20 protein-coding genes and 1 pseudogene are annotated in these 21,193 nt (G+C 58.1%); 5 read left to right on the forward strand and 16 right to left on the reverse strand.

The window, feature by feature from the left end:
* Nucleotides 1–53: 53 nt before the first annotated feature.
* From ALO80_RS23560 to ffh, 10 genes are all read right to left on the reverse strand, one after another.
* Nucleotides 54–3,620: an ATP-binding protein gene (locus ALO80_RS23560; protein WP_162491695.1), complete on the reverse strand. Its 3,567-nt coding sequence runs from the start codon at nt 3,618–3,620 to the stop codon at nt 54–56.
* A 183-nt stretch (nt 3,621–3,803) separates the two neighbouring features.
* Nucleotides 3,804–5,213, reverse strand: a complete 1,410-nt coding sequence (thrC, locus tag ALO80_RS23565; RefSeq protein ID WP_055010727.1) for a threonine synthase — start codon at nt 5,211–5,213, stop codon at nt 3,804–3,806.
* Nucleotides 5,214–5,345: 132 nt separating this feature from the next.
* Nucleotides 5,346–6,650: a homoserine dehydrogenase gene (locus ALO80_RS23570; RefSeq protein WP_055010728.1), complete on the reverse strand. Its 1,305-nt coding sequence runs from the start codon at nt 6,648–6,650 to the stop codon at nt 5,346–5,348.
* A 135-nt stretch (nt 6,651–6,785) separates the two neighbouring features.
* The gene (gene dsbC, locus ALO80_RS23575; RefSeq protein ID WP_055010729.1) at nt 6,786–7,526 is read right to left on the reverse strand and encodes a bifunctional protein-disulfide isomerase/oxidoreductase DsbC; all 741 of its coding nucleotides are present in this window, start codon (nt 7,524–7,526) and stop codon (nt 6,786–6,788) included.
* Nucleotides 7,527–7,671: 145 nt separating this feature from the next.
* A complete protein-coding gene (gene xerD, locus ALO80_RS23580) occupies nt 7,672–8,568 on the reverse strand; it encodes a site-specific tyrosine recombinase XerD (protein ID WP_055010730.1) in 897 nt (298 codons plus the stop codon).
* 101 nt (nt 8,569–8,669) lie between these two features.
* The gene (rplS, locus tag ALO80_RS23585) at nt 8,670–9,020 is read right to left on the reverse strand and encodes a 50S ribosomal protein L19 (protein WP_002552524.1); all 351 of its coding nucleotides are present in this window, start codon (nt 9,018–9,020) and stop codon (nt 8,670–8,672) included.
* A 44-nt stretch (nt 9,021–9,064) separates the two neighbouring features.
* Nucleotides 9,065–9,817 (reverse strand): tRNA (guanosine(37)-N1)-methyltransferase TrmD, encoded by a 753-nt coding sequence (gene trmD / locus ALO80_RS23590; RefSeq protein ID WP_054988415.1) that lies wholly within the window; start codon nt 9,815–9,817, stop codon nt 9,065–9,067.
* 5 nt (nt 9,818–9,822) lie between these two features.
* Entirely contained in the window at nt 9,823–10,362 is a 540-nt protein-coding gene (rimM, locus tag ALO80_RS23595) for a ribosome maturation factor RimM (RefSeq protein ID WP_004406396.1), read from the reverse strand.
* Nucleotides 10,363–10,367: 5 nt separating this feature from the next.
* Complete coding sequence (gene rpsP, locus ALO80_RS23600) at nt 10,368–10,625, reverse strand: 30S ribosomal protein S16 (protein WP_002552521.1); 258 nt, start codon at nt 10,623–10,625, stop codon at nt 10,368–10,370.
* Nucleotides 10,626–10,872: 247 nt separating this feature from the next.
* On the reverse strand, nt 10,873–12,249 hold the full coding sequence (gene ffh, locus ALO80_RS23605; protein WP_054988414.1) for a signal recognition particle protein: 1,377 nt from the start codon (nt 12,247–12,249) through the stop codon (nt 10,873–10,875).
* 213 nt (nt 12,250–12,462) lie between these two features.
* Here ffh and ALO80_RS23610 point away from each other — a divergent pair, with 213 nt between their 5' ends.
* From ALO80_RS23610 to ALO80_RS23620, 3 genes are all read left to right on the forward strand, one after another.
* On the forward strand, nt 12,463–13,275 hold the full coding sequence (locus tag ALO80_RS23610; protein WP_054988413.1) for a cytochrome C assembly family protein: 813 nt from the start codon (nt 12,463–12,465) through the stop codon (nt 13,273–13,275).
* A 12-nt stretch (nt 13,276–13,287) separates the two neighbouring features.
* Nucleotides 13,288–14,535: a CNNM domain-containing protein gene (locus ALO80_RS23615; protein WP_055010731.1), complete on the forward strand. Its 1,248-nt coding sequence runs from the start codon at nt 13,288–13,290 to the stop codon at nt 14,533–14,535.
* Nucleotides 14,536–14,680: 145 nt separating this feature from the next.
* On the forward strand, nt 14,681–15,991 hold the full coding sequence (locus tag ALO80_RS23620) for an MFS transporter (protein ID WP_055010732.1): 1,311 nt from the start codon (nt 14,681–14,683) through the stop codon (nt 15,989–15,991).
* Nucleotides 15,992–16,040: 49 nt separating this feature from the next.
* Here the strand turns inward: ALO80_RS23620 and purT are convergent, their stop codons facing one another.
* The 5 genes from purT to ALO80_RS23645 all read right to left on the reverse strand — a co-directional run bounded on the left by purT (nt 16,041) and on the right by ALO80_RS23645 (nt 19,467).
* Entirely contained in the window at nt 16,041–17,222 is a 1,182-nt protein-coding gene (gene purT, locus ALO80_RS23625; RefSeq protein ID WP_055010733.1) for a formate-dependent phosphoribosylglycinamide formyltransferase, read from the reverse strand.
* 103 nt (nt 17,223–17,325) lie between these two features.
* Nucleotides 17,326–17,793, reverse strand: a complete 468-nt coding sequence (locus ALO80_RS23630) for a preQ0 transporter (protein WP_054988410.1) — start codon at nt 17,791–17,793, stop codon at nt 17,326–17,328.
* 264 nt (nt 17,794–18,057) lie between these two features.
* Nucleotides 18,058–18,276, reverse strand: coding sequence for a DUF1289 domain-containing protein (locus ALO80_RS23635; protein WP_055005308.1), 219 nt, complete (start codon nt 18,274–18,276; stop codon nt 18,058–18,060).
* Nucleotides 18,276–18,800 (reverse strand): gamma carbonic anhydrase family protein, encoded by a 525-nt coding sequence (locus ALO80_RS23640; protein ID WP_055010734.1) that lies wholly within the window; start codon nt 18,798–18,800, stop codon nt 18,276–18,278. The genes ALO80_RS23635 and ALO80_RS23640 overlap by 1 nt, the downstream gene beginning before the upstream one ends.
* Before the next feature lie 70 nt (nt 18,801–18,870).
* On the reverse strand, nt 18,871–19,467 hold the full coding sequence (locus ALO80_RS23645; RefSeq protein ID WP_055010735.1) for a CoA pyrophosphatase: 597 nt from the start codon (nt 19,465–19,467) through the stop codon (nt 18,871–18,873).
* Nucleotides 19,468–19,616: 149 nt separating this feature from the next.
* On the opposite strand from ALO80_RS23645, the gene ALO80_RS23650 reads away from it, so the two are divergent.
* Both ALO80_RS23650 and ALO80_RS23655 read left to right on the forward strand, forming a co-directional pair.
* A complete protein-coding gene (locus tag ALO80_RS23650; RefSeq protein ID WP_055010736.1) occupies nt 19,617–20,168 on the forward strand; it encodes an NUDIX hydrolase in 552 nt (183 codons plus the stop codon).
* A 204-nt stretch (nt 20,169–20,372) separates the two neighbouring features.
* Nucleotides 20,373–20,795 (forward strand): annotated as a pseudogene (locus ALO80_RS23655) (L,D-transpeptidase family protein); the annotation flags it as partial.
* Nucleotides 20,796–20,879: 84 nt separating this feature from the next.
* Here the strand turns inward: ALO80_RS23655 and ALO80_RS23660 are convergent.
* Complete coding sequence (locus tag ALO80_RS23660; RefSeq protein WP_055010737.1) at nt 20,880–21,191, reverse strand: Nif3-like dinuclear metal center hexameric protein; 312 nt, start codon at nt 21,189–21,191, stop codon at nt 20,880–20,882.
* Nucleotides 21,192–21,193: the final 2 nt, after the last annotated feature.

Here is a 21,193-nt window from a genome sequence, read left to right on the forward strand (position 1 = left end):
CTATAGGACATGTCCTAAACCCGCTGGCGATCCCAGAACTCTGTCAGCAAGACTCACTCGCCTGGCCCCGCAGTCTCGGGCATTGCCGACCACTGCAACTCGATATCAGCACGCAAGCCTGTCATCGCAGCCTCCAGCGCCAACCAGCGCTCTGGCGTACTGGCCACGCACTGCAGACGTACACTTTCATCCAGCGCGGCGCATGCTTTGGCCAAAGGCACCGCGTCAACCAGACTGGCCGCGCCCTTGAGCCGATGCAGACAGGCGCTCAGGGTTTGCCAGTCGCTCACCAGCACCGCCGGCTCCAGCAAGGCGTGTTCATGCCTGAGGTTCTTCCACAACTCGACCAACAAGCGCTGCAATTGTTGCGGATTGGCCTGAGTCATGTTTCGCAGCGTACCGATGTCAAACGTCGGCTCACGCACCAGATCCGCCAGCTCCCGGGCCAGACGCGCCAGTGACAGCGGTTTGATCAACAGGCCATCCATGCCTGCCTGCTCACAACGTGCAGCCTCGTCGCTCATCACGTTAGCGGTGCAGCCAATGACCGGACAACGTCGGCGCTGCTCTTGCGCTTCAATCTGTCGAATGGCTTCGGTCAATGCATAGCCACTGATACCCGGCATATTGCAGTCGGTGATCACCGCGTCGAACGGTTCCTGGCACCAGCTCGACAGCGCTGCCTTGCCGTCTTCTACCGACGCCACCTGATGGCCGAGAAACTCCAGCTGGCGAGTCAATACCAGCCGATTGGCCGACATGTCATCGACCACCAACAAGCGAAGGCTACGCGTATCCGAGGGGGTATCCGGAACGGCGTCAGAAGGCGAAAGTGCCTCGCTCACCCTGACCAGCGGCAAATCGATGGTGACCAGCGTACCCTTGCCCGGTTCACTGTGCAGACTGATGTCACCCTTCATCAATTCCACCAGTTGCCAGGTGATACTCAGGCCCAGCCCGCTTCCGCCGTAATGTGCTGCAGTGTCATCGTTGGCCTGAGTGAACGGTTGAAATATCTGTTGCTGACGCTCTGGCTCAATACCTTCACCACTGTCCTGAATACCGATCCGCACCCGCGATGAGTCAGCCGATTCAGCCGATACATCCACCCTCAGGGTGATCGCCCCTTGCCGAGTGAATTTCAAGGCATTGCCCAGAACGTTATGCAGCACCTGTCGCAACCTCAGCGGGTCAAGCCAGAAATCTCCCCGCGCCTGTTCGGAGAACTCCAGTCGCAGTTCCAGCCCCTTATCCCGAGCCTGCGCCGAAAAAAGCTCGATGACGCCCTCGAAAAGAGCCTGCAAGGAGGTGACGGCCAACGCCAGCTGCATACCACCCGCTTCGATTCTCGCCAGGTCAAGACTTTCGCCAATCAGTGCCACCAGCTCCGTAGCCGACCGGTGGGCCACCTGCAAGCCTTGCGACGGCATCTGCCCCTGGCGCACTGCGTATTCGCATTCCAGCTCCAGTAAACCGATGATGGCGCCCATTGGCGTGCGGATTTCATGGCTCATGCTGGCCAGAAAGATACTTTTGGCCTCGTTGGCCTGAGCAGCAAGATGCATTGCTTCCTGAAGCTGCTGCTCAAGCTGCTTGCGCTCTGTGATATCGATCCAGCCACCCAGCAATCCTTGCAACTGCCCGTCGGCGGCGAAAAAAGGGACGGTCCACTGCCAGACGTCCAGACGTTTTCCGGACAGTTCGATCGTGCGATCAGAAAAAACCGGTTGTTGATTTTCCAGCAGATTGAGGTAATCGGCATGCATCTGCTCGGCCAATGCACGCGGGATAAGATTGACATCCGTAAGGCGTCGGCCATTCATCTGCTCGAAACTGATGCCCAGGCTTTGCTCGTAGCTACGGTTGCAGGAGATCAGTCGTCCCTTGAGGTCCCGTACATAAATCGGATTGGGAATACCGTCGAACAAGGCATGTTTGAAGGCCAACTGGTCATTGAGCTGCCTTTCAGCCTTGAGACGCTGGCGAATCTGCACCTTGAGACGGCTGCTCCAGGCCAGCGAAACGAGTCCGGTCAGCAAGGCCAGGGCCAGCCCCCAGAATACCCATTGCGGTATACGCCCCCAAAGCGAAGGCTGAGGCAGCACCGATCCCAGCCACTTCAGACGGATCGAGCGCAACTCGGCCACCGGAAACTCTTCCAGCGCCTTGTTCAGAATACCCAGCAACTCGGGCTGGGTCTTGATCACCGAAAACCTGTCGGGTGACCATTTGCCATCGACACTGCGGGCCACCTTCAACTGCCCCGAGGGAAACAGGTAAGCGCCCACCTCATTCTGAATGGTTGCGTCGGCAACACCGCTTTCCACCAGAGCACGAGCCTGATCGTAAGTGTCCACCAACCGCAGCTGAATCAAGGGGTGCTCGCGCCTGATCAGGTCCTCGAGCGCATGCCGGGCAGGCAGTGCCAGCACTTTTCCTTGCAGGCTGTCGAGCGATACCCGGGACGAGCGCTCGGAGCGCACCACGAACATCCAGCTGTTGCCGCCGAACGAGTAGGTAAAGTCCAGAAAACGTCGGCGCTCGGCGTTTTCCGCAAGCGAGGTGTTCATCTCGGCAAGACCGGCACGCAGCATCTCGATGCTTTGCTGCGTGGAAGGCACCTCATGATGGACGAACTGCAACCCTGTCATGCGTGAGATACGGGACAGTACATCGGCGTTCAGCCCTACCCAGTGGCCGTTCTTGTCTTTGTAGATGTAGGGCGGATGCTGCGTGGTGGCAATGGTCACACTCGGATGCTTCAGCAACCAGCGCCGCTCGGCACCGGTGAGGCGAATGCGCTGCCCTTCTACATCAGCGCCCAGCCCCATGGTCCAGCGACCGAGCACTTCACGACTGATGGAGGGTTCAATGCTGTCCAGCGCACGATTGATGAAAGCCAGCAAGCGCTGCTCATCGTCACGCACGGCAAAGGAAAACCCTACCGGGGGCAATCGACTTTCGAACTTGATCTGTAATCCGAGATAAGGCCGCAGCGCTGTATAGGCACGGACAATGACTTCGTTGCCGATGAACACGTCGACTTCGCCCTGACTCAAAGCCTCGAGAGCGCTGTAAAGGTTCGGCGCGATAATGAGCTCGCTGTCAGGATAAACCCGATGGGCCACATCCGAATCGGCATAGCCATCAAGCAGTACAACCCTTTTACCGGCCAGGCCCGGCGGCGGGCTCAGATCGTCACCGCGGCCGACGACCACTGATCGGTCGGGCATGTATTCGGTCGAGAATGACAGCCCCTTCACACCCCGTTCAAAACCGTTGGCACTGGTCAGCAGGTCTATCTTGCCGTCGCGCAGCGCCTCGATGGCCTCGTAACGTTTGGCAAACCCAGTCACCTGCACAGGGATGTTCAGCTGATCACTGACCAGCCCGAGGTAGTCGGCGCTGATACCCTGATAGCGGTTACGGTCGCTGGTGATATCAATGGGTTCATAGTCGGCGATCGCGATGCCGACTCGAAGCACCTTGCGCTGGTCGAGCCATGCCCGATCCTGATCTGCGAGAGCGAGATCCGCTGAAACCACGAAGGGCGCTGTCAGTGTAAACGGCAAGCTTTGCGCTGCACCGGCCGCTCCGGCAAAAATCAGCGCCCACAACATGCATGCCATGCGCCATGCGCGACCTCTCCATGTACTGCCCGTCTCCCTGACTACGCTCTGCATGCTTGCCTGCTTCACTGCAAATGACCCAACCCTATGGTTCGAAAAACCAGCGAAGTTTGGCACGTAGAAACAGAAAGGCCCGCCAAGTGGCGGGCCTAAAGTTGTTACACGACGCTTCTGTCAGAGCGGTTTGCCGTGATTGCCGTGCTGGCTGACAAACGCCTGTATGGCTTTCAGGTCATTTGGCAGCACCGTGCAGCGCTCGTCACGCTCGAATAAATCAGACAAATGTGCAGGCAGTTCAAGCGCTTTTCCTACACCGGCCTTCTCCACGGCTTCCGGAAACTTGACTGGATGCGCGGTCCCCAGAATAACCATGGGCGTGTCCAGGCTGCGACGGCATTCACGGGCCGCCTTGACCCCGATAGCGGTGTGTGGGTCCAGCAGCTCGCCGGTGCTGGCAAATACTTCGGCGATGGTCGTGCAGGTGTCCTGATCGCTGACCGCCAGCGAATCGAACAGTTTGCGGGTCTCGGTCCAGCGTTCTTCTTCGACACTGAAACCGCCCCCCTGCCTGAATGTGCTCATCAGTTCGGCAATGGCAGAGCCGTTGCGACCGTGCATATCGAACAGCAGGCGCTCGAAGTTGGACGACACCATGATGTCCATTGAAGGCGACAGCGTGGCGTGCAGGGTTTCCTTGACGTACTGATTACCGCTCATGAAACGGTGCAGAATGTCGTTGCGATTGGTGGCAACAATCAGTTGATTGACCGGTAGCCCCATATTACGTGCCAGATAACCGGCAAAGATATCGCCGAAGTTACCGGTCGGAACCGAAAACGATACCGAGCGCGCAGGCCCGCCCAATTGCAGCGAGGCATGGAAGTAGTAGACGATCTGGGCCATTATCCGCGCCCAGTTGATCGAATTGACCGCTACCAGACGTGTACCCTTGAGGAAACCCTGGTCGGCGAAACTGGCCTTGACCATTTCCTGGCAGTCGTCAAAGTTGCCTTCTACAGCGATGTTGTGGATGTTGTCGCCGAAGATGGTGGTCATCTGCCGGCGCTGAACGTCCGATACCCGATTGTTCGGGTGCAGAATGAAGATATCGACGTTATCGCACCGGCGGCAGCCTTCGATGGCCGCAGAACCGGTGTCGCCGGACGTTGCGCCGATGATCACCACGCGCTCGCCACGCTTGGCCAGCACGTAGTCCAGCAGACGACCGAGCAATTGCAGCGCGAAGTCCTTGAACGCCAGCGTAGGGCCGTGGAACAGCTCAAGTACCCACTCGTTGCCATTCAGCTGGCGCAACGGGGCTACCGCACTGTGGGCAAAGACGCCGTAGGTCTCTTCAAGTATTTTCTTGAAATCGGCGTCCGGAATGCTTCCAGACACAAAAGGGCGCATCACCCGGAAAGCAAGTTCGTGATAAGGCAGACCGGCCCAGGAGGCGATCTCTTCCTGAGTGAAGCGTGGCAGGTTTTCCGGCACATAGAGGCCGCCGTCGCTGGCCAGACCGGTCAGCAGCACGTCTTCGAAATTCAATGCAGGCGCTTGCCCGCGAGTACTGATATAGCGCATGGGACCAAACCTTTGGTTTGAGCTGCAAGCTTGATGCTGCAAGCTTGAAACCACAAGCTGCAAGCTCAAGACGGGTGGCGTCTGACCTGTAGCGTGTGGCGTGAAGCTTGAAACGGACCGCTTGCTGCTGCCTTAATTGAGATGTTCTACGCGAATACGAACGACCGGGCCAACCACGTCCTGAAGAGCTTCCAGGGCTTGAATGGCGTCATTGATACGCTGCTCCACCACTCGGTGCGTCAACAGGATCATCGGCACCAGGCCATCATGTTCTTCGACTTCCTTCTGCATGATCGACTCTATGTTGATACCGCGCTCGGACAGGATACTTGCTACCTGAGCCAGCACGCCTGGGTGATCCTTGGCCTGGATGCGCAGGTAATAGGCGCTTTCGCAGGCTTCGATCGGCAGGATCGGATGGGCCGACAACGAGTCAGGCTGAAACGCCAGATGAGGTACGCGGTTTTCCGGATCGGATGTCATCGCCCGGACCACGTCCACCAGATCAGCCACCACGGAAGAAGCCGTAGGCTCCATACCGGCACCGGCCCCATAGAACAGGGTCGAACCGGACGCATCGCCGTTGACCATGACAGCATTCATCACACCGTTGACGTTGGCGATGAGACGGTCAGCCGGGATCAGCGTCGGGTGTACGCGCAATTCGATACCCTGAGCCGTGCTGCGTGCAACGCCCAGGTGCTTGATGCGATAACCCAGCGCTTCGGCGTAGTTCACGTCCGCTGTGGTCAGCCTGGTAATGCCTTCGGTGTAGGCCTTGTCGAACTGCAATGGAATGCCGAAGGCAATGGAGGCCAGAATCGTCAGTTTGTGCGCTGCGTCGATACCTTCCACGTCGAAGGTCGGGTCGGCTTCGGCGTAACCCAACGCCTGGGCTTCGGCCAGCACGTCCGGGAACGTACGGCCCTTCTCGCGCATTTCGGTAAGGATGAAGTTGCCGGTGCCGTTGATGATGCCTGCAACCCAATTGATGCGGTTTGCCGACAGGCCTTCACGGATGGCCTTGATGACCGGAATACCACCAGCAACAGCGGCTTCAAAGGCTACGATCACGCCCTTTTCACGCGCTTTGGCGAAAATCTCGTTGCCATGAACCGCGATCAGCGCCTTGTTGGCAGTCACTACATGCTTGCCGTGCTCGATGGCCTTGAGAACCAGATCACGGGCTATGGTGTAGCCGCCGATCAGTTCGACGACGATATCGATTTCAGGGTTGGTCGCAACGGCAAATACATCACTGGTAGTAGGCGTACCGCCGATCTGGCAGTTGGGGTTTGATGTACGAACCGCAATCTGCGCAACTTCGATTCCACGCCCGGCCCGGCGGGCAATCTCCTCGGCGTTACGCTGAAGTACGTTGAAAGTACCGCCACCGACAGTACCCAGCCCACATATGCCTACTTTGACCGGTTTCACTGATGAACTCCCCGAAAAACAGCCGAACCTGAATCGACTGTGGAAAACCGCCGCATGTCGCCATGCGACTACACATTTGACGAAATGCCGAAAGCTGGTGCCCTGCACACGCAAGGCAAGCCTGAACGCGCCGGCTTATTTGGCGCTCAGCGCCAGTTTGGCAACCTGAGCTGCAGGTTGATAACCCGGAATAACCTGACCGTCGGCGAGGACAATTGCTGGTGTGCCATTGACGCCGATCGACTGACCTATTTCATATTGCCTGCTCACCGGATTGTCGCATTTGGCGGCCTTGATATCCTTGCCGTCGACCATGCGGTCCATGGCGCTCTTGCGGTCCTTGGAGCACCAGACGGCCTGCAACTGCTCGTCACCCGGAGACCCCAGGCCCTGACGCGGGAATGCCATGTAACGGACTTCTACACCCATTTTGTTCAACTGCCCGACTTCCTCGTGCAGCTTGTGGCAATACGGGCAGGTGGTGTCGGTGAATACCGTGATGTGCGACTTGGTCTCGCCCACAGCCGGGTAAATCACCATCTCGGAAGTCGGAATGGCATTGATGGTCTTGGAAATGGCCAGACGCTCGGTCTTCTCGGTCAGGTTGACCGGCTTGCCGTTCTGCACTTGAAACAGATAGCCCTGAACCACGAACTGACCGTCGGCACTGGCGTACAGAACACGGCCGCCCTTGAGTTTCACTTCGTAAAGACCGTTGAGCGGGCTCGGCGAGATGCTCTCGACCGGCAATTGCAGCTCCAGCGAGTCGAGCGTCTTGCGAATAGCCTGATCGGGGGCAGTATCAGCGAAGGCAGAGAGACTGAATGTGCCAGCCAGCATCAAAGCGGCGGCAGCGAAAAACTGGGGCAAACGCATGAAAACTCCTATGACGACGGACAGACCGGCAGCGGTCAGAAAAAGACGCGCCAGCCTTGATATGCGAAACCGGCAAAGCCTACCACAGAAGGCTCACGGGGCCGACTCAGACCGACGTAAGACTCTTCGTAAATTACATCCGATATCAACCACGCGGATGATGCTTCGCATGAATCTCCTGCAATCTCGCACGCGCCACATGGGTGTAGATCTGGGTAGTCGACAGATCGCTATGCCCCAGCAACATCTGCACGACCCTCAGGTCTGCGCCATGATTGAGCAAATGTGTGGCGAAGGCATGACGCAGTGTGTGCGGTGACAAGGACTTGCCGATACCGGCAACCGTCGCCTGATGCTTGATACGGTGCCAGAAAGTCTGACGAGTCATCTGATCGCCGCGAGTACTGGGAAACAGCACGTCGCTGGGTTTTCCACCAAGCAGCTCGTCTCGGGCACCGCGAAGGTAGCGCTCCACCCAGACGATGGACTCTTCGCCCATGGGCACCAACCGCTCCTTGCTGCCCTTGCCCATGACACGCAGAACACCCTGACGCAGGTTGACCTGCTCCAGTGTCAGGCTTATCAGCTCGGTCACACGCAAACCGCAGGCATACAGCACTTCCAGCATCGCCCGGTCACGCTGACCAATCGGCTCGCTGAGGTCCGGGGCAGCCAGCAGCGCTTCTACATCGGCCTCGGATAACGATTTGGGCAGCGGCTTGCCCAACCGAGGCATATCGATCTGCAGAGTAGGATCGGTTGCAATCAGCTTTTCGCGCAGCAGATAGCGATAGAAACCCCGCGCGCCGGAAAGAAAACGTGCGGTAGAACGCGGCTTGTAGGCGTTGTCTACACGCCATGCAAGATGATCGAGAATCACCTCTCGTCCGGCGTTCGGCAGCTCCACACCCTGCTCCTGCAGCCAGCCGTTGAATAACGCAAGGTCACTGCGGTACGAGTCACGGGTGTTATCGGACAAGCCCTTTTCCAGCCAGAGCGCGTCCAGAAACCGGTCAATCAGCGGATGGTCGATGGCAGCCATGTTTACTCAGTATGTACGTCGGTAGACAAGGGTGAATCATCAGACGGCAGACAGCAAAAAGGCAGCCCTGAGGCTGCCTTTTTATGCATCGAAAAACTGTATCAGGACAGTTTTTCCTTGATGCGCGCTGCTTTACCGGACAGGTCACGCAGGTAGTACAGTTTGGCCTTGCGAACGTCACCGCGACGTTTCACAGCCATGCTGTCGATTTGCGGGCTGTAAGTCTGGAAGGTACGCTCAACGCCAACACCGTTGGAAATTTTACGAACAGTGAAAGCACTGTTCACACCACGGTTACGCTTGGCAATGACGACGCCTTCGAATGCTTGCAGACGAGCGCGGTCGCCTTCCTTCACTTTTACCTGAACGACGATGGTGTCGCCCGGTGCAAAGGTAGGGATCTCTTTGGTCATCTGCTCTGCTTCGAGGGCAAGAATGATTTTGTTAGTCATGCTGGTGCTCCTAAGGTAATCCGTCTGGATCGACCATCGATACGTTAACTATCGTCCCGCTCGCGGATGTATTCCGCCAGCAGCTTCTTCTCTTCTCCAGAAAGCGAGCGGCTTTCCAGAAGATCGGCGCGTCGTTCATAGGTCCGCCCAAGGGACTGCTGTAAACGCCAACGCCGGATGTGCGCGTGATTGCCACTAAGCAACACGTCGGGAACACGCTGATCCGCATACACCTCAGGTCGGGTGTAGTGCGGGCAATCCAGCAGACCATCCGTGAAGGAATCTTCCTCCGCGGAGTCCACATGCCCTAAAGCTCCAGGCAGCAGCCGCGTAACCGCGTCAATCAGGACCATCGCCGGCAGCTCGCCACCGGAAAGAACATAGTCACCAATCGACCACTCTTCATCGACATGAGCATCAATAAAACGCTCGTCGATGCCTTCATAACGACCGGCGATGAGGATAATCGCTTCCTCCTGCGCCAGTTCGCGTACCGCAGACTGATTCAGCTGGCGGCCTTGTGGCGACAGGTAAATCACCTTCGCCGCATCCCCTGCTGCTTGCCTGGCCTGAACCAGAGCATCTTCAAGGGGCTTGATCTTCATCACCATGCCCGGACCACCGCCAAATGGGCGATCATCCACAGTGTGATGGCGATCAGTGGTGTAATCCCGCGGATTCCAACAAGCAAGCTGCAACAGCCCTTGTTTCACCGCACGGCTGGTAATGCCGTATTCACTGATGGCGGAGAACATCTCGGGAAACAAGCTGATGACTTCTATGCGCAGGCTGGCCATGGCATTCAGAAGTCCGCGTCCCAATCCACCTTCATCTCGCCAGCAGCCATATCGATTGCCAACACGCATTGCTCTGTATAGGGCAACAGGCGTTCACGATCGTCCAGGCTACCCGCGCAGGGCTTTACAACCATTACATCGTTCGAACCGGTTTCGAGCAGATGATCGATTTTCCCGAGCAATTGCCCGAGTTGGTCGATGACCTTGAGGCCTTCAAGCTGGTACCAGTAGTACTCGCCATCGTCCAGATCAGGGAACAGATTACGCGGCACGCAGATTTCGTAACCGGAGAGAAGACGTGCTTCCTCTCGATCATCGAGACCTTTGAGCTTCGTGACCAGGAACTTGCTCTGCAAGCGTCCACTGACCAGCTCCACCTGCTTGTCAACGCTGCCTTCGCGCCGAAGCGTCCAGGTTTTGTAGTCCAACAGGTTTCCAATCGGATCGGTAAAGGAATAAACCTTCACTTCGCCGCGAACGCCATGAACCGAGTAAATCTTGCCAATGACGATCAGATCGTCGGCAGATGCAGGCGTCGCGTTCATAAGACTCAGGCCGCGGCCTTGGTCTTGTTGTGCTCTTTGAGCAGCTGGGCAACGCGCTCGGAAGTTTGTGCACCCACGCTCAACCAGTAGTTGACGCGTTCTTCGTTAACGGACAAACGGATTTCCTGACCACGGGCAACCGGGTTGAAGAAACCAACCTGTTCCTTGTGGGAACCGTCACGAGCGTTGCGGCTGTCGGTTACGGTCAGGTGGTAAAACGGGCGCTTTTTGGAGCCGCCAAGGGCAAGACGGATGGTTAGCATTGAACATCATTCCTGTAGTCGGTGCTGCAAATCTAAGATGCACAGCGGGCATAGGTGCCCGAAAGGCCGCATATTCTAAGGAATATCCCGACTTTTGCAAATGTCTTTTTCCGGCGCCTATCGGCATGCCTTCCAGATTTGCGAGGGAGCTGTCGGTCTGACAGCAGGTAAAAGCCCGTAAAACGCGGGCTGGCCGGGGGGCAACCCCCCGCATGAAAGCGTGAAAGGTACCTTGCACGCGACTCAATTACATTTTCGGCATGCCGCCGCCGGGGAACATCCCCCCCATGCCGCGCATCATTTTTGCCATTCCGCCCTTGGCGGAGAATTTCTTCATCATCTTCTGCATCTGTTTATGCTGCTTGATCAGACGCCCGATGTCCTGCACCTGAGTCCCCGAACCCATTGCAATACGGCGCTTGCGCGAGCCGCTGATCAGGTCCGGGTCACGACGTTCGCCAGGTGTCATCGAGTTGATGATGGCTTCCATCTGCTTGAACTGCTTTTCGGCCGCGCCCTGGGCATTACCCATCTGCGACAGATTGACACCACCAATGCTTGGCAGCTTGTCCATGAGCCCGCCAAGGCCGCCCATGTTTTTCATCTGTTGCAACTGATCGCGGAAGTCTTCGAGGTCGAAGCCTTTGCCTTTCTTGAGCTTTTTGGCCAGCTTGTCGGCCTTGTCCTTGTCGAGCGTCTGTTCAGCCTGTTCGATCAGGCTGAGCACATCGCCCATACCGAGGATGCGCGATGCAATGCGATCAGGGTGAAACGGCTCAAGCGCTTCGCTCTTCTCGCCCATGCCGATGAACTTGATCGGCTTGCCGGTAACCGCACGGACAGACAGGGCGGCACCACCGCGAGCGTCACCGTCGACCTTGGTGAGGATCACCCCGGTCAGCGGCAGTGCATCGCCGAAAGCCTTGGCAGTGTTGGCCGCATCCTGGCCGGTCATGGCATCGACCACGAACAGCGTCTCGGCCGGCTTGACTGCAGCGTGCAGCGACTGGATCTCGCCCATCATCTCGACATCGACGTGCAGACGACCAGCGGTATCGACGATAACGACGTCAATGAACTTGAGCTTCGCTTCCTTGATGGCTGCCAGGGCAATGTCCACCGGCTTCTGGCTGATGTCGGAGGCGAAGAACGTCACGCCGATGTCGTTGGCCAGGGTTTCGAGCTGCTTGATGGCAGCAGGACGGTATACGTCGACCGACACCACCATTACGGTTTTTTTCTTGCGCTCTTTAAGGAAGCGCGCCAGCTTGCCCGCTGTGGTGGTTTTGCCCGCACCCTGCAGACCCGCCATCAGGATTACGGCAGGCGGCGTGACATTGAGCACCAGATCTTCGTTGGCTGCGCCCATCAGACTTTCGAGTTCGGCCTGGACGATCTTCACGAACGCCTGACCCGGGGTCAGGCTGCGCGACACCTCGGTGCCGACGGCGCGCTCCTTGACGTTGTTGACGAAGTCTTTGACCACCGGCAAGGCGACGTCGGCTTCAAGCAACGCCATACGCACTTCGCGCAAGGTATCTTTGATGTTGTCCTCGTTCAGCTTGGCCTTGCCAGTAACATGGCGCAGCGTCTGCGAGAGGCGGTCAGTCAGGTTTTCAAACATGCGCGATCCTTTCAGGCTCTCGTCGAACCCCGGTTGATGCGGCCCGGCCCGTCATGCAGAAATGGCGCTCGGCGAGCCTGCGGCTTGAGCAGGTCGCGGATTATAGCGAAGACTCCGCCACACGGACACCACGCAGTCTGCTTCTGTGGTCTTTCGTGATTTGCCGGTTCTATGCCAAACTCAGCGTCTTTTCAGGCCCGTCCATCAGGATCTATGTCCCCTTTGCCACCCAGCCTGCTTCCCAGCCTCGCCGCCGCCATCCTTTACGCCGCTGCGACCGTCTATCAGAGCCTGCGCCTGAGCCAGGCCGTCAAGCCCGACAAGCGGCTGCTTTGCCTGCTCGGAACGCTGGCGGTGGTCGCACACGCCATCGGTCTGTTCTCCCAACTGACGCACTCCGCCGGCCTGGGCCTGGACTTTTTCAATTCGGCCAGCCTTATCGCAGCATCCGTGATCGTCGTGACCCTGATCGCCACGTCACGCATCCCGGTGGAAAACTTGCTGGTGCTGTTGTTCCCGCTGGGAATGGTCACCGTCCTGCTCGCCCAGTTTGCCCCGAGCGGCACCGTACAGCCGATCATGGAAGAACCCGGCATCCTGAGTCATATTCTGCTCTCGCTGCTGGCTTATGGCATGTTCACCATTGCAGTATTCCAGGCGCTACTGTTGTTGTTGCAGGACTACCGGCTCAAGCACAAGCACCCCTCCGGTCTGATCAAGAACTTTCCACCGCTGCAAACCATGGAAAGCCTGCTGTTCGGCTTCCTCTGGGCCGGCTGGACACTGCTCTCGCTGTCGCTGCTTTCCGGCTGGCTGTTCGTGGAGAACCTGTTTGCACAGCATCTTGTGCACAAAACCCTGCTGGCGTGCCTCGCCTGGATCGTGTTCAGCGTCCTGCTTTGGGGGCGCAACCGCCTCGGGTGGCGTGGGCACAAGGCAATTCGCTGGACTCTGGGCGGTTTCTGCCTGCTGATGCTCGCCTACTTCGGCAGCAAGCTGGTACGCGAATTCATCCTGCACATCTGACGGGCCCTGATCATGGATAATCTGCCCCTAGGCCCGCTGCTCGGCGTCCTCGCCCTACTGATGCTGTGGGCTGGCCTGCTGACATCGGTCGAAGCCGCGCATCATCAGCTCAAGGCAATGCGTGCCTCGGGTCGTCCGGAAAAGGCGATGCCCCTTCCAGAACTGGCGTTCAACCTGAACAGCCTCATCCTGGGCAATACCCTCATCAGGGTACTGATCACTGTCATCGCGACACTGATTGCTGCCAATTACTGGTTCTACAACGGCCCGACCGTGGCATGGCTTGGCACCGTGAGCGTCATGCTGGTCTTTGCCGAATACGTGCCTCGACGCCTGGCGAACCGCCACCCTGTCTCGACGCTGATGCTGGGCAATGGCGTACTGCGCATCCCGATGAAGATCCTCTGGCCGCTGGCCTATGTTTTCAACGTTCTGGCCAAGACACTGCTGCGCCCCTTCCTGTCACCTGCTGTGCAACAACAGGATCAGCATTTCGAAGACGACACGCAGAGCTCAGCCCGACACGACACCGTTCACGAGCATTATCCGCGTGCCAGTGTGCTGTCGGGCATTCGCGCCCTGGACAGCATCACGGTCAACGACATCCTGATCCCGCGCAACGAGGTGGATGGCGTCAACCTGGATGAACCTATGGATCTGATCATCGAGCGCCTGATCATTTCACGCCACACACGCCTGCCGGTCTATCACAACGACATCAATCAGGTACAAGGCGTCATCAACACGCGCGACATCAGCCACCTGCTGCCCAAGGGAACCCTGACCAAGGAGCAACTACTGGCAGTTTGCTACGAACCGTATTTCGTTCCGGAAAGCACTCCGCTGCAACTGCAATTGCTGAATTTCCACAAACAACAGCGGCGTCTCGGCGTAGTGGTCGATGAATACGGGGAAGTATTGGGCATTGTCACCCTTGAGGACATCCTCGAAGAGATCGTCGGCGAATTCGAGAGCGAGCAGCGGCTCGATAACCCTCACGTCAAGCAGCAGGAAGACGGACGCCTCGAAGTGGAAGGAGCCGCGTCCATTCGCGAGCTGAACAAGAGCCTTGGCTGGCATTTGCCGTCAGATGGTCCGAAAACCGTCAACGGCCTGGTTACCGAGGCACTTGAAACCATTCCAGAGGCACCGGTCTGCCTGAGAATCGGGCCTTATCGCCTGGAAATCCTCGAGACCGAGGACAATCGCGTCAAGCGCGTGGCCATGTGGCAGAACACCCTCGTTCGCACCTTCAAATAGTTTCCTGCTCCCTGCCATTGCCTCCCGGCCCTTTCGGGTTACTCTGCTCGACGCCGCACCTAAAGCCGTACCTACAATCACAATAATGAATGCTTGCCGGAGCACGGTCCTTGCCGCCCGGCGAGTCGACAGTCAGGGAATCCGCATGACCAGCACCCCGCTCTCTCGCGAAGATAATGCCGCGCACGTAAAACCGGTAAATTCGGCGACCCGCGTTGCCACCGCCAGCTTTATCGGCACGGCCATCGAGTTCTACGACTTTTATGTTTACGCCACTGCCGCCGCGCTGGTGATAGGCCCGGTGTTTTTCCCGCAGACCTCGGGCACGGCACAGATGCTGTCGTCGTTTCTGACCTTCGGTATCGCTTTTCTCGCACGCCCCCTCGGGTCGGCGCTGTTCGGTCATTTCGGCGACCGGATCGGACGTAAATCGACCTTGGTAGCATCGCTGCTGCTGATGGGGATCTGCACCACGCTGATCGGCGTATTACCCGGCTATGCCTCTATCGGTGCATGGGCGCCGATTCTGCTCTGCGTGCTGCGCTTCGGTCAGGGACTTGGCCTGGGCGGGGAATGGGGTGGCGCTGCACTGCTGGCGACCGAGAATGCTCCGAAGGACAAGCGGGCCTGGTTCGGCATGTTTCCACAGTTGGGCCCTTCGATCGGTTTTCTGGCCGCCAACGGTTTGTTTCTGGCATTGGCCATGACCCTGACGGACGAACAGTTTCGCTCATGGGGCTGGCGAATTCCGTTTTTGCTCAGCGCCGCGCTGGTCATGGTAGGGCTGTATGTGCGCCTGAAACTGGAAGAGACCCCGGTCTTCGCAAACGCCATGGCCCGTCACGAACGCGTCAGCCTGCCAATCGTGGAAACCTTCAGCCAGCACTGGAAGCCCATGCTGCTCGGTGCGGCGTCGATGGTCGTCTGCTACGCGCTGTTTTATATCTCGACGGTGTTTTCACTGAGTTATGGCGTGGCCACACTGGGCTACACCCGTGAAACGTTCCTGGGACTTTTGTGCTTTGCCGTGCTGTTCATGGCGGCTGCAACGCCTCTGGCCGCGATGGCAAGCGACCGCTTCGGGCGCAAGCCGGTACTGATTGCGGGAGGGGTGCTGGCGATACTGTCAGGTTTCACCATGGAACCGCTGCTGACCCACGGCAGCACCTGGGCTGTGGCCTTGTTTCTGTGTATAGAGCTGTTTCTGATGGGCATCACCTTTGCCCCGATGGGCGCATTGCTACCAGAGCTGTTTCCGACGCAGGTTCGCTACACAGGTGCATCGGCAGCCTACAATCTGGGCGGAATCGTGGGCGCATCGGTAGCGCCCTTCTTCGCCCAGAAACTGGTGGCGATGGGCGGTCTGAGCTGGGTGGGCGGGTATGTGTCTGCAGCGGCGCTGATCAGCGTACTGGCGGTGTTGAGCCTGAAGGAAACGAAGGATACAGCGCTTTAAGCTGCAAGAAAGAGCAACACCCTCCTTCTTGCAGCCTGCAGCGACGGCCTTACAACTTTACGTCTACCGCTTGCGAGGCTCGGGTCGCTTTGGCCCGAGCGGCTTCGATAGACTCGTCGCGCGCCAGGGCAACGCCCATGCGGCGCTGGCCATTGACTTGCGGCTTGCCGAACAGACGCAACGCCGTGTCGGGCTCAGCCAGCGCAGCGCCGAGGTTGGCAAAGGCGGTCTGAGTCGAGTGGCCCTCAACCAGAATCACCGCCGAAGCCGATGGGCCGAACTGGCGAATCAGCGGGATCGGCAGGCCGAGAATCGCGCGAGCGTGCAGGGCAAACTGGGACAGGTCCTGAGAAATCAGCGTTACCAGGCCGGTGTCATGCGGGCGCGGCGAGACTTCGCTGAACCACACCTGATCGCCCTTGATGAACAGCTCGACGCCGAACATTCCGCGACCACCCAACGCCTCGGTCACCGCCCTGGCAACACGCTCGGACTCTGCCAGCGCTACCGGACTCATGGCCTGTGGCTGCCAGGATTCCTGATAGTCGCCCTTCTCCTGGCGATGACCAACCGGCGCACAGAAGGTAGTACCGCCAACGTGGCGAACGGTCAGCAGGGTGATTTCGTAATCAAAGTCGATGAAGCCTTCGACAATGACGCGCCCTTTGCCAGCACGACCACCTTCCTGCGCATAGTCCCAGGCCTTTTGCACATCATCGGCGCTCTTGAGCAGGCTCTGCCCTTTGCCGGACGAGCTCATGACCGGCTTGACCACACATGGGAAACCGAGGTCTTCGACGGCCTTGCTGTAAGCTTCGAAGGTGTCGGCAAAGTGGTAAGGCGATGTCGGCAGCTTCAGCTCTTCAGCGGCCAGACGACGAATGCCTTCCCGATTCATGGTCAGTTGCGCGGCGCGTGCCGTCGGGATCACGGTGAAGCCTTCAGCCTCGAGTTCAACCAGCGTAGCGGTGGCAATGGCTTCGATTTCCGGAACGATGAAATCCGGTTTCTCGGCTTCGATGACCGCACGCAATGCTGCACCGTCGAGCATGTTGATGACATGGCTGCGATGAGCAACCTGCATCGCCGGGGCATTTTCATAACGGTCAACAGCGATCACTTCAACGCCAAGGCGCTGCAGCTCGATCACGACTTCCTTGCCCAGTTCGCCGCTGCCGCAGAACAGTACGCGAGTCGCGGTGGGCGACAGTGGAGTTCCGATTTGAGTCATCTCAGGTCCTCGTGAAGCAGATATCGAGGGCTGCCCGCCATACGCAAGCAACCGCTGTGGAGAAAGGCGCGCAATTTACCACGAAGCCCCGGTAAATGGGCGCTCAGCCCGGACAAGCATTGTTACGTGCCCGCCACGCCATGATCATCCAGACAACCGTCACGCCAGCGAACTTCGACACCAGCGCAGTGAGCACGACCGGCACGGTCATGGCGTCGATCATGCCGAAGAAGATAAAGGTATCGAGCGGGATGCTGAGCGCCGAGCTGATCCACAATCGATCACGCAACGGGCGCCTGGTGACGCTGAACACCAGCCAGTCGATGCATTCGGATACCGCAAACGCCGTGGCGCTGGCCAGGGCAATGGTCGGATCGCTGGTAACGTACGAAAGCACCAGCGCCACCAGCATGGCGATGATCGCGCCATGGCCGAAGCGAATCTGCACCATATCCCGCAATACGAACACCAGCCCACCCCAGGCAGACCAGATCATGTCCAGGTGAGGCGCACTGGAAAAAGCGAAGTTGATCAGCACGACACTGCTGATGTAGGCGATCAGGAACAACATGGAGGATTCGGGCCTGTGCGAGCGGTTGGCAATGATAGCAAACGCGGACAGGAGACGCGCCCAGGCGTGGGCGAAAGCGCTATTTCTGACGAAGATAATGCATCGACTGCACCGGCCTCTTCGCGAACAAGTTCGCTCCCACAAAGCCCACGGATAACCTGTGGGAGCGAACTTGTTCGCGAAGGCTATATTCCAAACGCAGCAAATTCTTCTACTGCACCGGCCTCTTTAAAAGCAAGTTCGCTCCTTTAGGCCATGGGAACATCAGCGCGCCTCGCCCACTGTCCACATCAGGCCGCTGGCTCTGGCGCGCTCGTCGCAAAGACCGAGTACCACCCGGCGCTCGTCGTTGCTCATCCGGCTCCACTGGGTGATCTCACTCACGGTTCGCTGGCAACCGGTGCATATATCCTGCTCATCCAGCGCGCAAATGCTTACGCAGGGAGAGCGGACCGGTTTTTCAATCGGGGCATCGATACTCATCAGTCTTCCTGCACAGCCAGGTCACGGGCGTAACGTCGGGCGTTGTGTACGTAATGGGCGGCGCTGGCTTCCAACATCTTCTTTTGCACGTCGGTGAGTTCGCGTATCACTTTGCCCGGCGACCCCATGACCAGCGATCCGTCGGGGATTACTTTGCCCTCACCGATCAGCGAATTAGCGCCGATGATGCAGTATTTTCCGATTTTCGCCCCGTTGAGAATAACGGCATTGATACCGATCAGGCTGTAGTCATCAACGCTGCAGCCATGCAACATGGCGTTGTGCCCAATGGTCACGCCTTTGCCGATACTCAATGGCGAGCCCATGTCGGTGTGCATTACTGTGCCATCCTGCACGTTGCTGTTTTCACCGACGTGGATGAGCTCGTTGTCACCACGCAACACCGCGTTGAACCACACGCTCGCGCCGGCCTCCAGCCTGACATTGCCGATCAACACCGCGTTGGGAGCGACCCAGCTGTGCAAGTCGGTCTGGACACGGGATTCCCCCAGGCGATATTTCATGCAGACTCCTCAGGCGGGCCGTACTCATGGGTACGAGCTTTTTATCGGTGACGCTTCAGATACAGGCTGCTCAGGTGGTCGAGCGTTCGGGCGGATGATGCAGGCTGATTTTGGTGTCGTACAGCACATTCACCAGTTCGACGATCATGATCGCGGTCAGCCCCCAGATCTTGTACTCGCCGTAGCGGTAGCTGGGTACGTACCAACTGCGGCCTTCATAATCGATACGGTGAGTATGCTCACGGGTGTCCTGGCGGAAGAACTCCAGCGGCACACTGAACACCGCAGCGATCTCGCCGTCATTGGGACGGTATTCGACAAAATCGGGTATCACCCCCACGTAGGGCGTGACTTTGATGCCATGTTTGGAAATCAGTGGACTGAGCGGGCCAATCACTTCGACCAGTCCGGGTGGCAGGCCGATTTCTTCCTCGGCTTCACGCAGGGCGGTAAAAATCAGATCAGGATCGCCCGGATCGCGGCGACCACCCGGAAAAGCCACTTCGCCGCCATGCGTCGACAGGCCACTGGCGCGCAGGGTCAGGATCAGCTCGGGTTGCTCACTGCGGGTGACAGGCACCAGAACGGCCGCCTCGGGGAATCCACGATCCATGTCGAGGGTTTCTGGCGTATGACTGACTACACGGCGAAGTAGCTCATCCAGCATGGGAAATCTCGATCTGTTGCCTGTCTGGCATCATGCACCAAAGCGACGTTGCGCCCAACCCCTTGCACTACAACTCCTGCACACGGAGGGTTGCCGAGCCGCAGCACGACAGGCCAAGATAGCGGCTGCGTTCACTATCGACTGACCCCATGAAATTTTGCAGCCAGTGCGGCAACCCGGTTATCCAGCGTATTCCCGAAGGCGACAGCCGTTTGCGGTATGTCTGCGAGCATTGCCACACCATTCATTATCAGAATCCGAACATCGTTGCAGGCTGCCTGGTGACCCACGCAGGCAAGGTTCTGCTGTGCCGCCGTGCCATAGAACCACGCCTGGGCTTCTGGACATTGCCGGCCGGGTTCATGGAAAACGGTGAAACCATCGAACAGGCCGCGCGGCGCGAAACCCTCGAAGAAGCCTGCGCCACCTTGACCGAGCTGCATTTGTATACCTTGATCGACGTGCCGCATATCAATCAGGTGCACGTGTTCTATCGGGCAGAAATGGCCACTGAAGCGTTCGCCGCAGGTATCGAGAGCCTGGAAGTGCAGTTATTCGACGAAGCCGACATTCCGTGGGCGGACCTGGCTTTCATGACAGTCGGACGTACCCTAGAATACTTCTTCAAGGATCGGCGTCGGCAGGCCTACCCGGTTCATACCAGCGCCCTTCCCCCGTCACGTCCGCTGCTGGACACCTGAAAGCCAGGGTCGCACACAACATCGGCGCCTTCTCCAGAAAGAAGCGCCTTCAGGGAAATCGTAATGCGCTGGTTGCTCGCACTCTTTTGCATGTCATTCGTACCGCTTTCGCAGGCTGCGTTTACTCAGACCATCGTGCCTAAAGGCAGCGAACAGAAAATCATCAACAACAAGGTCATCAATACCGAGAGTATCGCCAGCAAGCCGATCGACAAGGTGCTGGTACTCAAGTCGGTGCGCCAGTTGCAATTGATCAGCGGCGGCGAGGCCCTGAAAACCTATCGAATTTCGTTGGGCAAGAACCCCAAGGGCACCAAGCTGCAGGAAGGCGACCAACGTACGCCAGAGGGTTTCTACTGGCTCGACTGGCGCAAGCCCAGCAACAATTACAATCTGTCGATGCACATTTCCTACCCGAACATCTCGGATTCGGCACGCGCACGTCGCGAAGGTGTGAAACCGGGCAGCATGATCATGATTCATGGCACGCCGGTGGATGAGGAGTACCCGGAGTGGTATTTCCACACGCTGGACTGGACCAACGGCTGCATCGCACTGAAGAACAACGATATGAGGGAAATCTGGGATCTGGTGAAAGACGGAACGATGATCGAGATTCGGCCTTGAGCATCGGAGTGAATTAACGCACTGCCGAGCGTAGTCAAGAGCGTCCGGAACTGCATGCCGACGCGAAGAGGCCGGTACAGCCCCTCAGAAATCTTCCAGCCGCCACACTTCGTAAGCAGGCGTTTCGTAGGGATGGCTCCGCTTGAGGGCCAACACCACTTGCTGAATCAGCTCGTCAGCGACGACCAGCTCGACCTTCCATTCTTCCACCGACTCGACCACACCGCCCTGCCCGATGAATGGCTGACTGCCATCCAGCGGACGGAACTGCCCTTGGCCGAGCACCTGCCATGAGCAGTGATCGTAAGCGCCGATTCGCCCTGCACCAGCAGCGAATATGGCGTCTTTGACCTCGTCAACATGACTCGATGGAACAAAGAAGGCGAGCTTGTACATGC

The organism is Pseudomonas caricapapayae, assembly GCF_001400735.1.
Lineage (GTDB): Bacteria > Pseudomonadota > Gammaproteobacteria > Pseudomonadales > Pseudomonadaceae > Aquipseudomonas > Aquipseudomonas caricapapayae.

Coding starts and splice junctions, on each gene's coding strand:
- dsbC (WP_055010729.1), bottom strand. CDS start 7,526: ATGCGTTTGCCCCAGTTTTTCGCTGCCGCCGCTTTGATGCTGGCTGGC.
- ALO80_RS23640 (WP_055010734.1), bottom strand. CDS start 18,800: ATGAAATATCGCCTGGGGGAATCCCGTGTCCAGACCGACTTGCACAGC.
- ALO80_RS23620 (WP_055010732.1), top strand. CDS start 14,681: ATGACCAGCACCCCGCTCTCTCGCGAAGATAATGCCGCGCACGTAAAA.
- purT (WP_055010733.1), bottom strand. CDS start 17,222: ATGACTCAAATCGGAACTCCACTGTCGCCCACCGCGACTCGCGTACTG.
- rimM (WP_004406396.1), bottom strand. CDS start 10,362: ATGAACGCGACGCCTGCATCTGCCGACGATCTGATCGTCATTGGCAAG.
- ALO80_RS23610 (WP_054988413.1), top strand. CDS start 12,463: ATGTCCCCTTTGCCACCCAGCCTGCTTCCCAGCCTCGCCGCCGCCATC.
- ALO80_RS23615 (WP_055010731.1), top strand. CDS start 13,288: ATGGATAATCTGCCCCTAGGCCCGCTGCTCGGCGTCCTCGCCCTACTG.
- ALO80_RS23645 (WP_055010735.1), bottom strand. CDS start 19,467: ATGCTGGATGAGCTACTTCGCCGTGTAGTCAGTCATACGCCAGAAACC.
- xerD (WP_055010730.1), bottom strand. CDS start 8,568: ATGGCTGCCATCGACCATCCGCTGATTGACCGGTTTCTGGACGCGCTC.
- ALO80_RS23630 (WP_054988410.1), bottom strand. CDS start 17,793: ATGTTGTTCCTGATCGCCTACATCAGCAGTGTCGTGCTGATCAACTTC.
- ffh (WP_054988414.1), bottom strand. CDS start 12,249: ATGTTTGAAAACCTGACTGACCGCCTCTCGCAGACGCTGCGCCATGTT.
- ALO80_RS23650 (WP_055010736.1), top strand. CDS start 19,617: ATGAAATTTTGCAGCCAGTGCGGCAACCCGGTTATCCAGCGTATTCCC.
- trmD (WP_054988415.1), bottom strand. CDS start 9,817: ATGGCCAGCCTGCGCATAGAAGTCATCAGCTTGTTTCCCGAGATGTTC.
- rplS (WP_002552524.1), bottom strand. CDS start 9,020: ATGACTAACAAAATCATTCTTGCCCTCGAAGCAGAGCAGATGACCAAA.
- thrC (WP_055010727.1), bottom strand. CDS start 5,213: ATGCGCTATATCAGTACTCGCGGGCAAGCGCCTGCATTGAATTTCGAA.
- ALO80_RS23660 (WP_055010737.1), bottom strand. CDS start 21,191: ATGTACAAGCTCGCCTTCTTTGTTCCATCGAGTCATGTTGACGAGGTC.
- rpsP (WP_002552521.1), bottom strand. CDS start 10,625: ATGCTAACCATCCGTCTTGCCCTTGGCGGCTCCAAAAAGCGCCCGTTT.
- ALO80_RS23635 (WP_055005308.1), bottom strand. CDS start 18,276: ATGAGTATCGATGCCCCGATTGAAAAACCGGTCCGCTCTCCCTGCGTA.
- ALO80_RS23560 (WP_162491695.1), bottom strand. CDS start 3,620: ATGTTGTGGGCGCTGATTTTTGCCGGAGCGGCCGGTGCAGCGCAAAGC.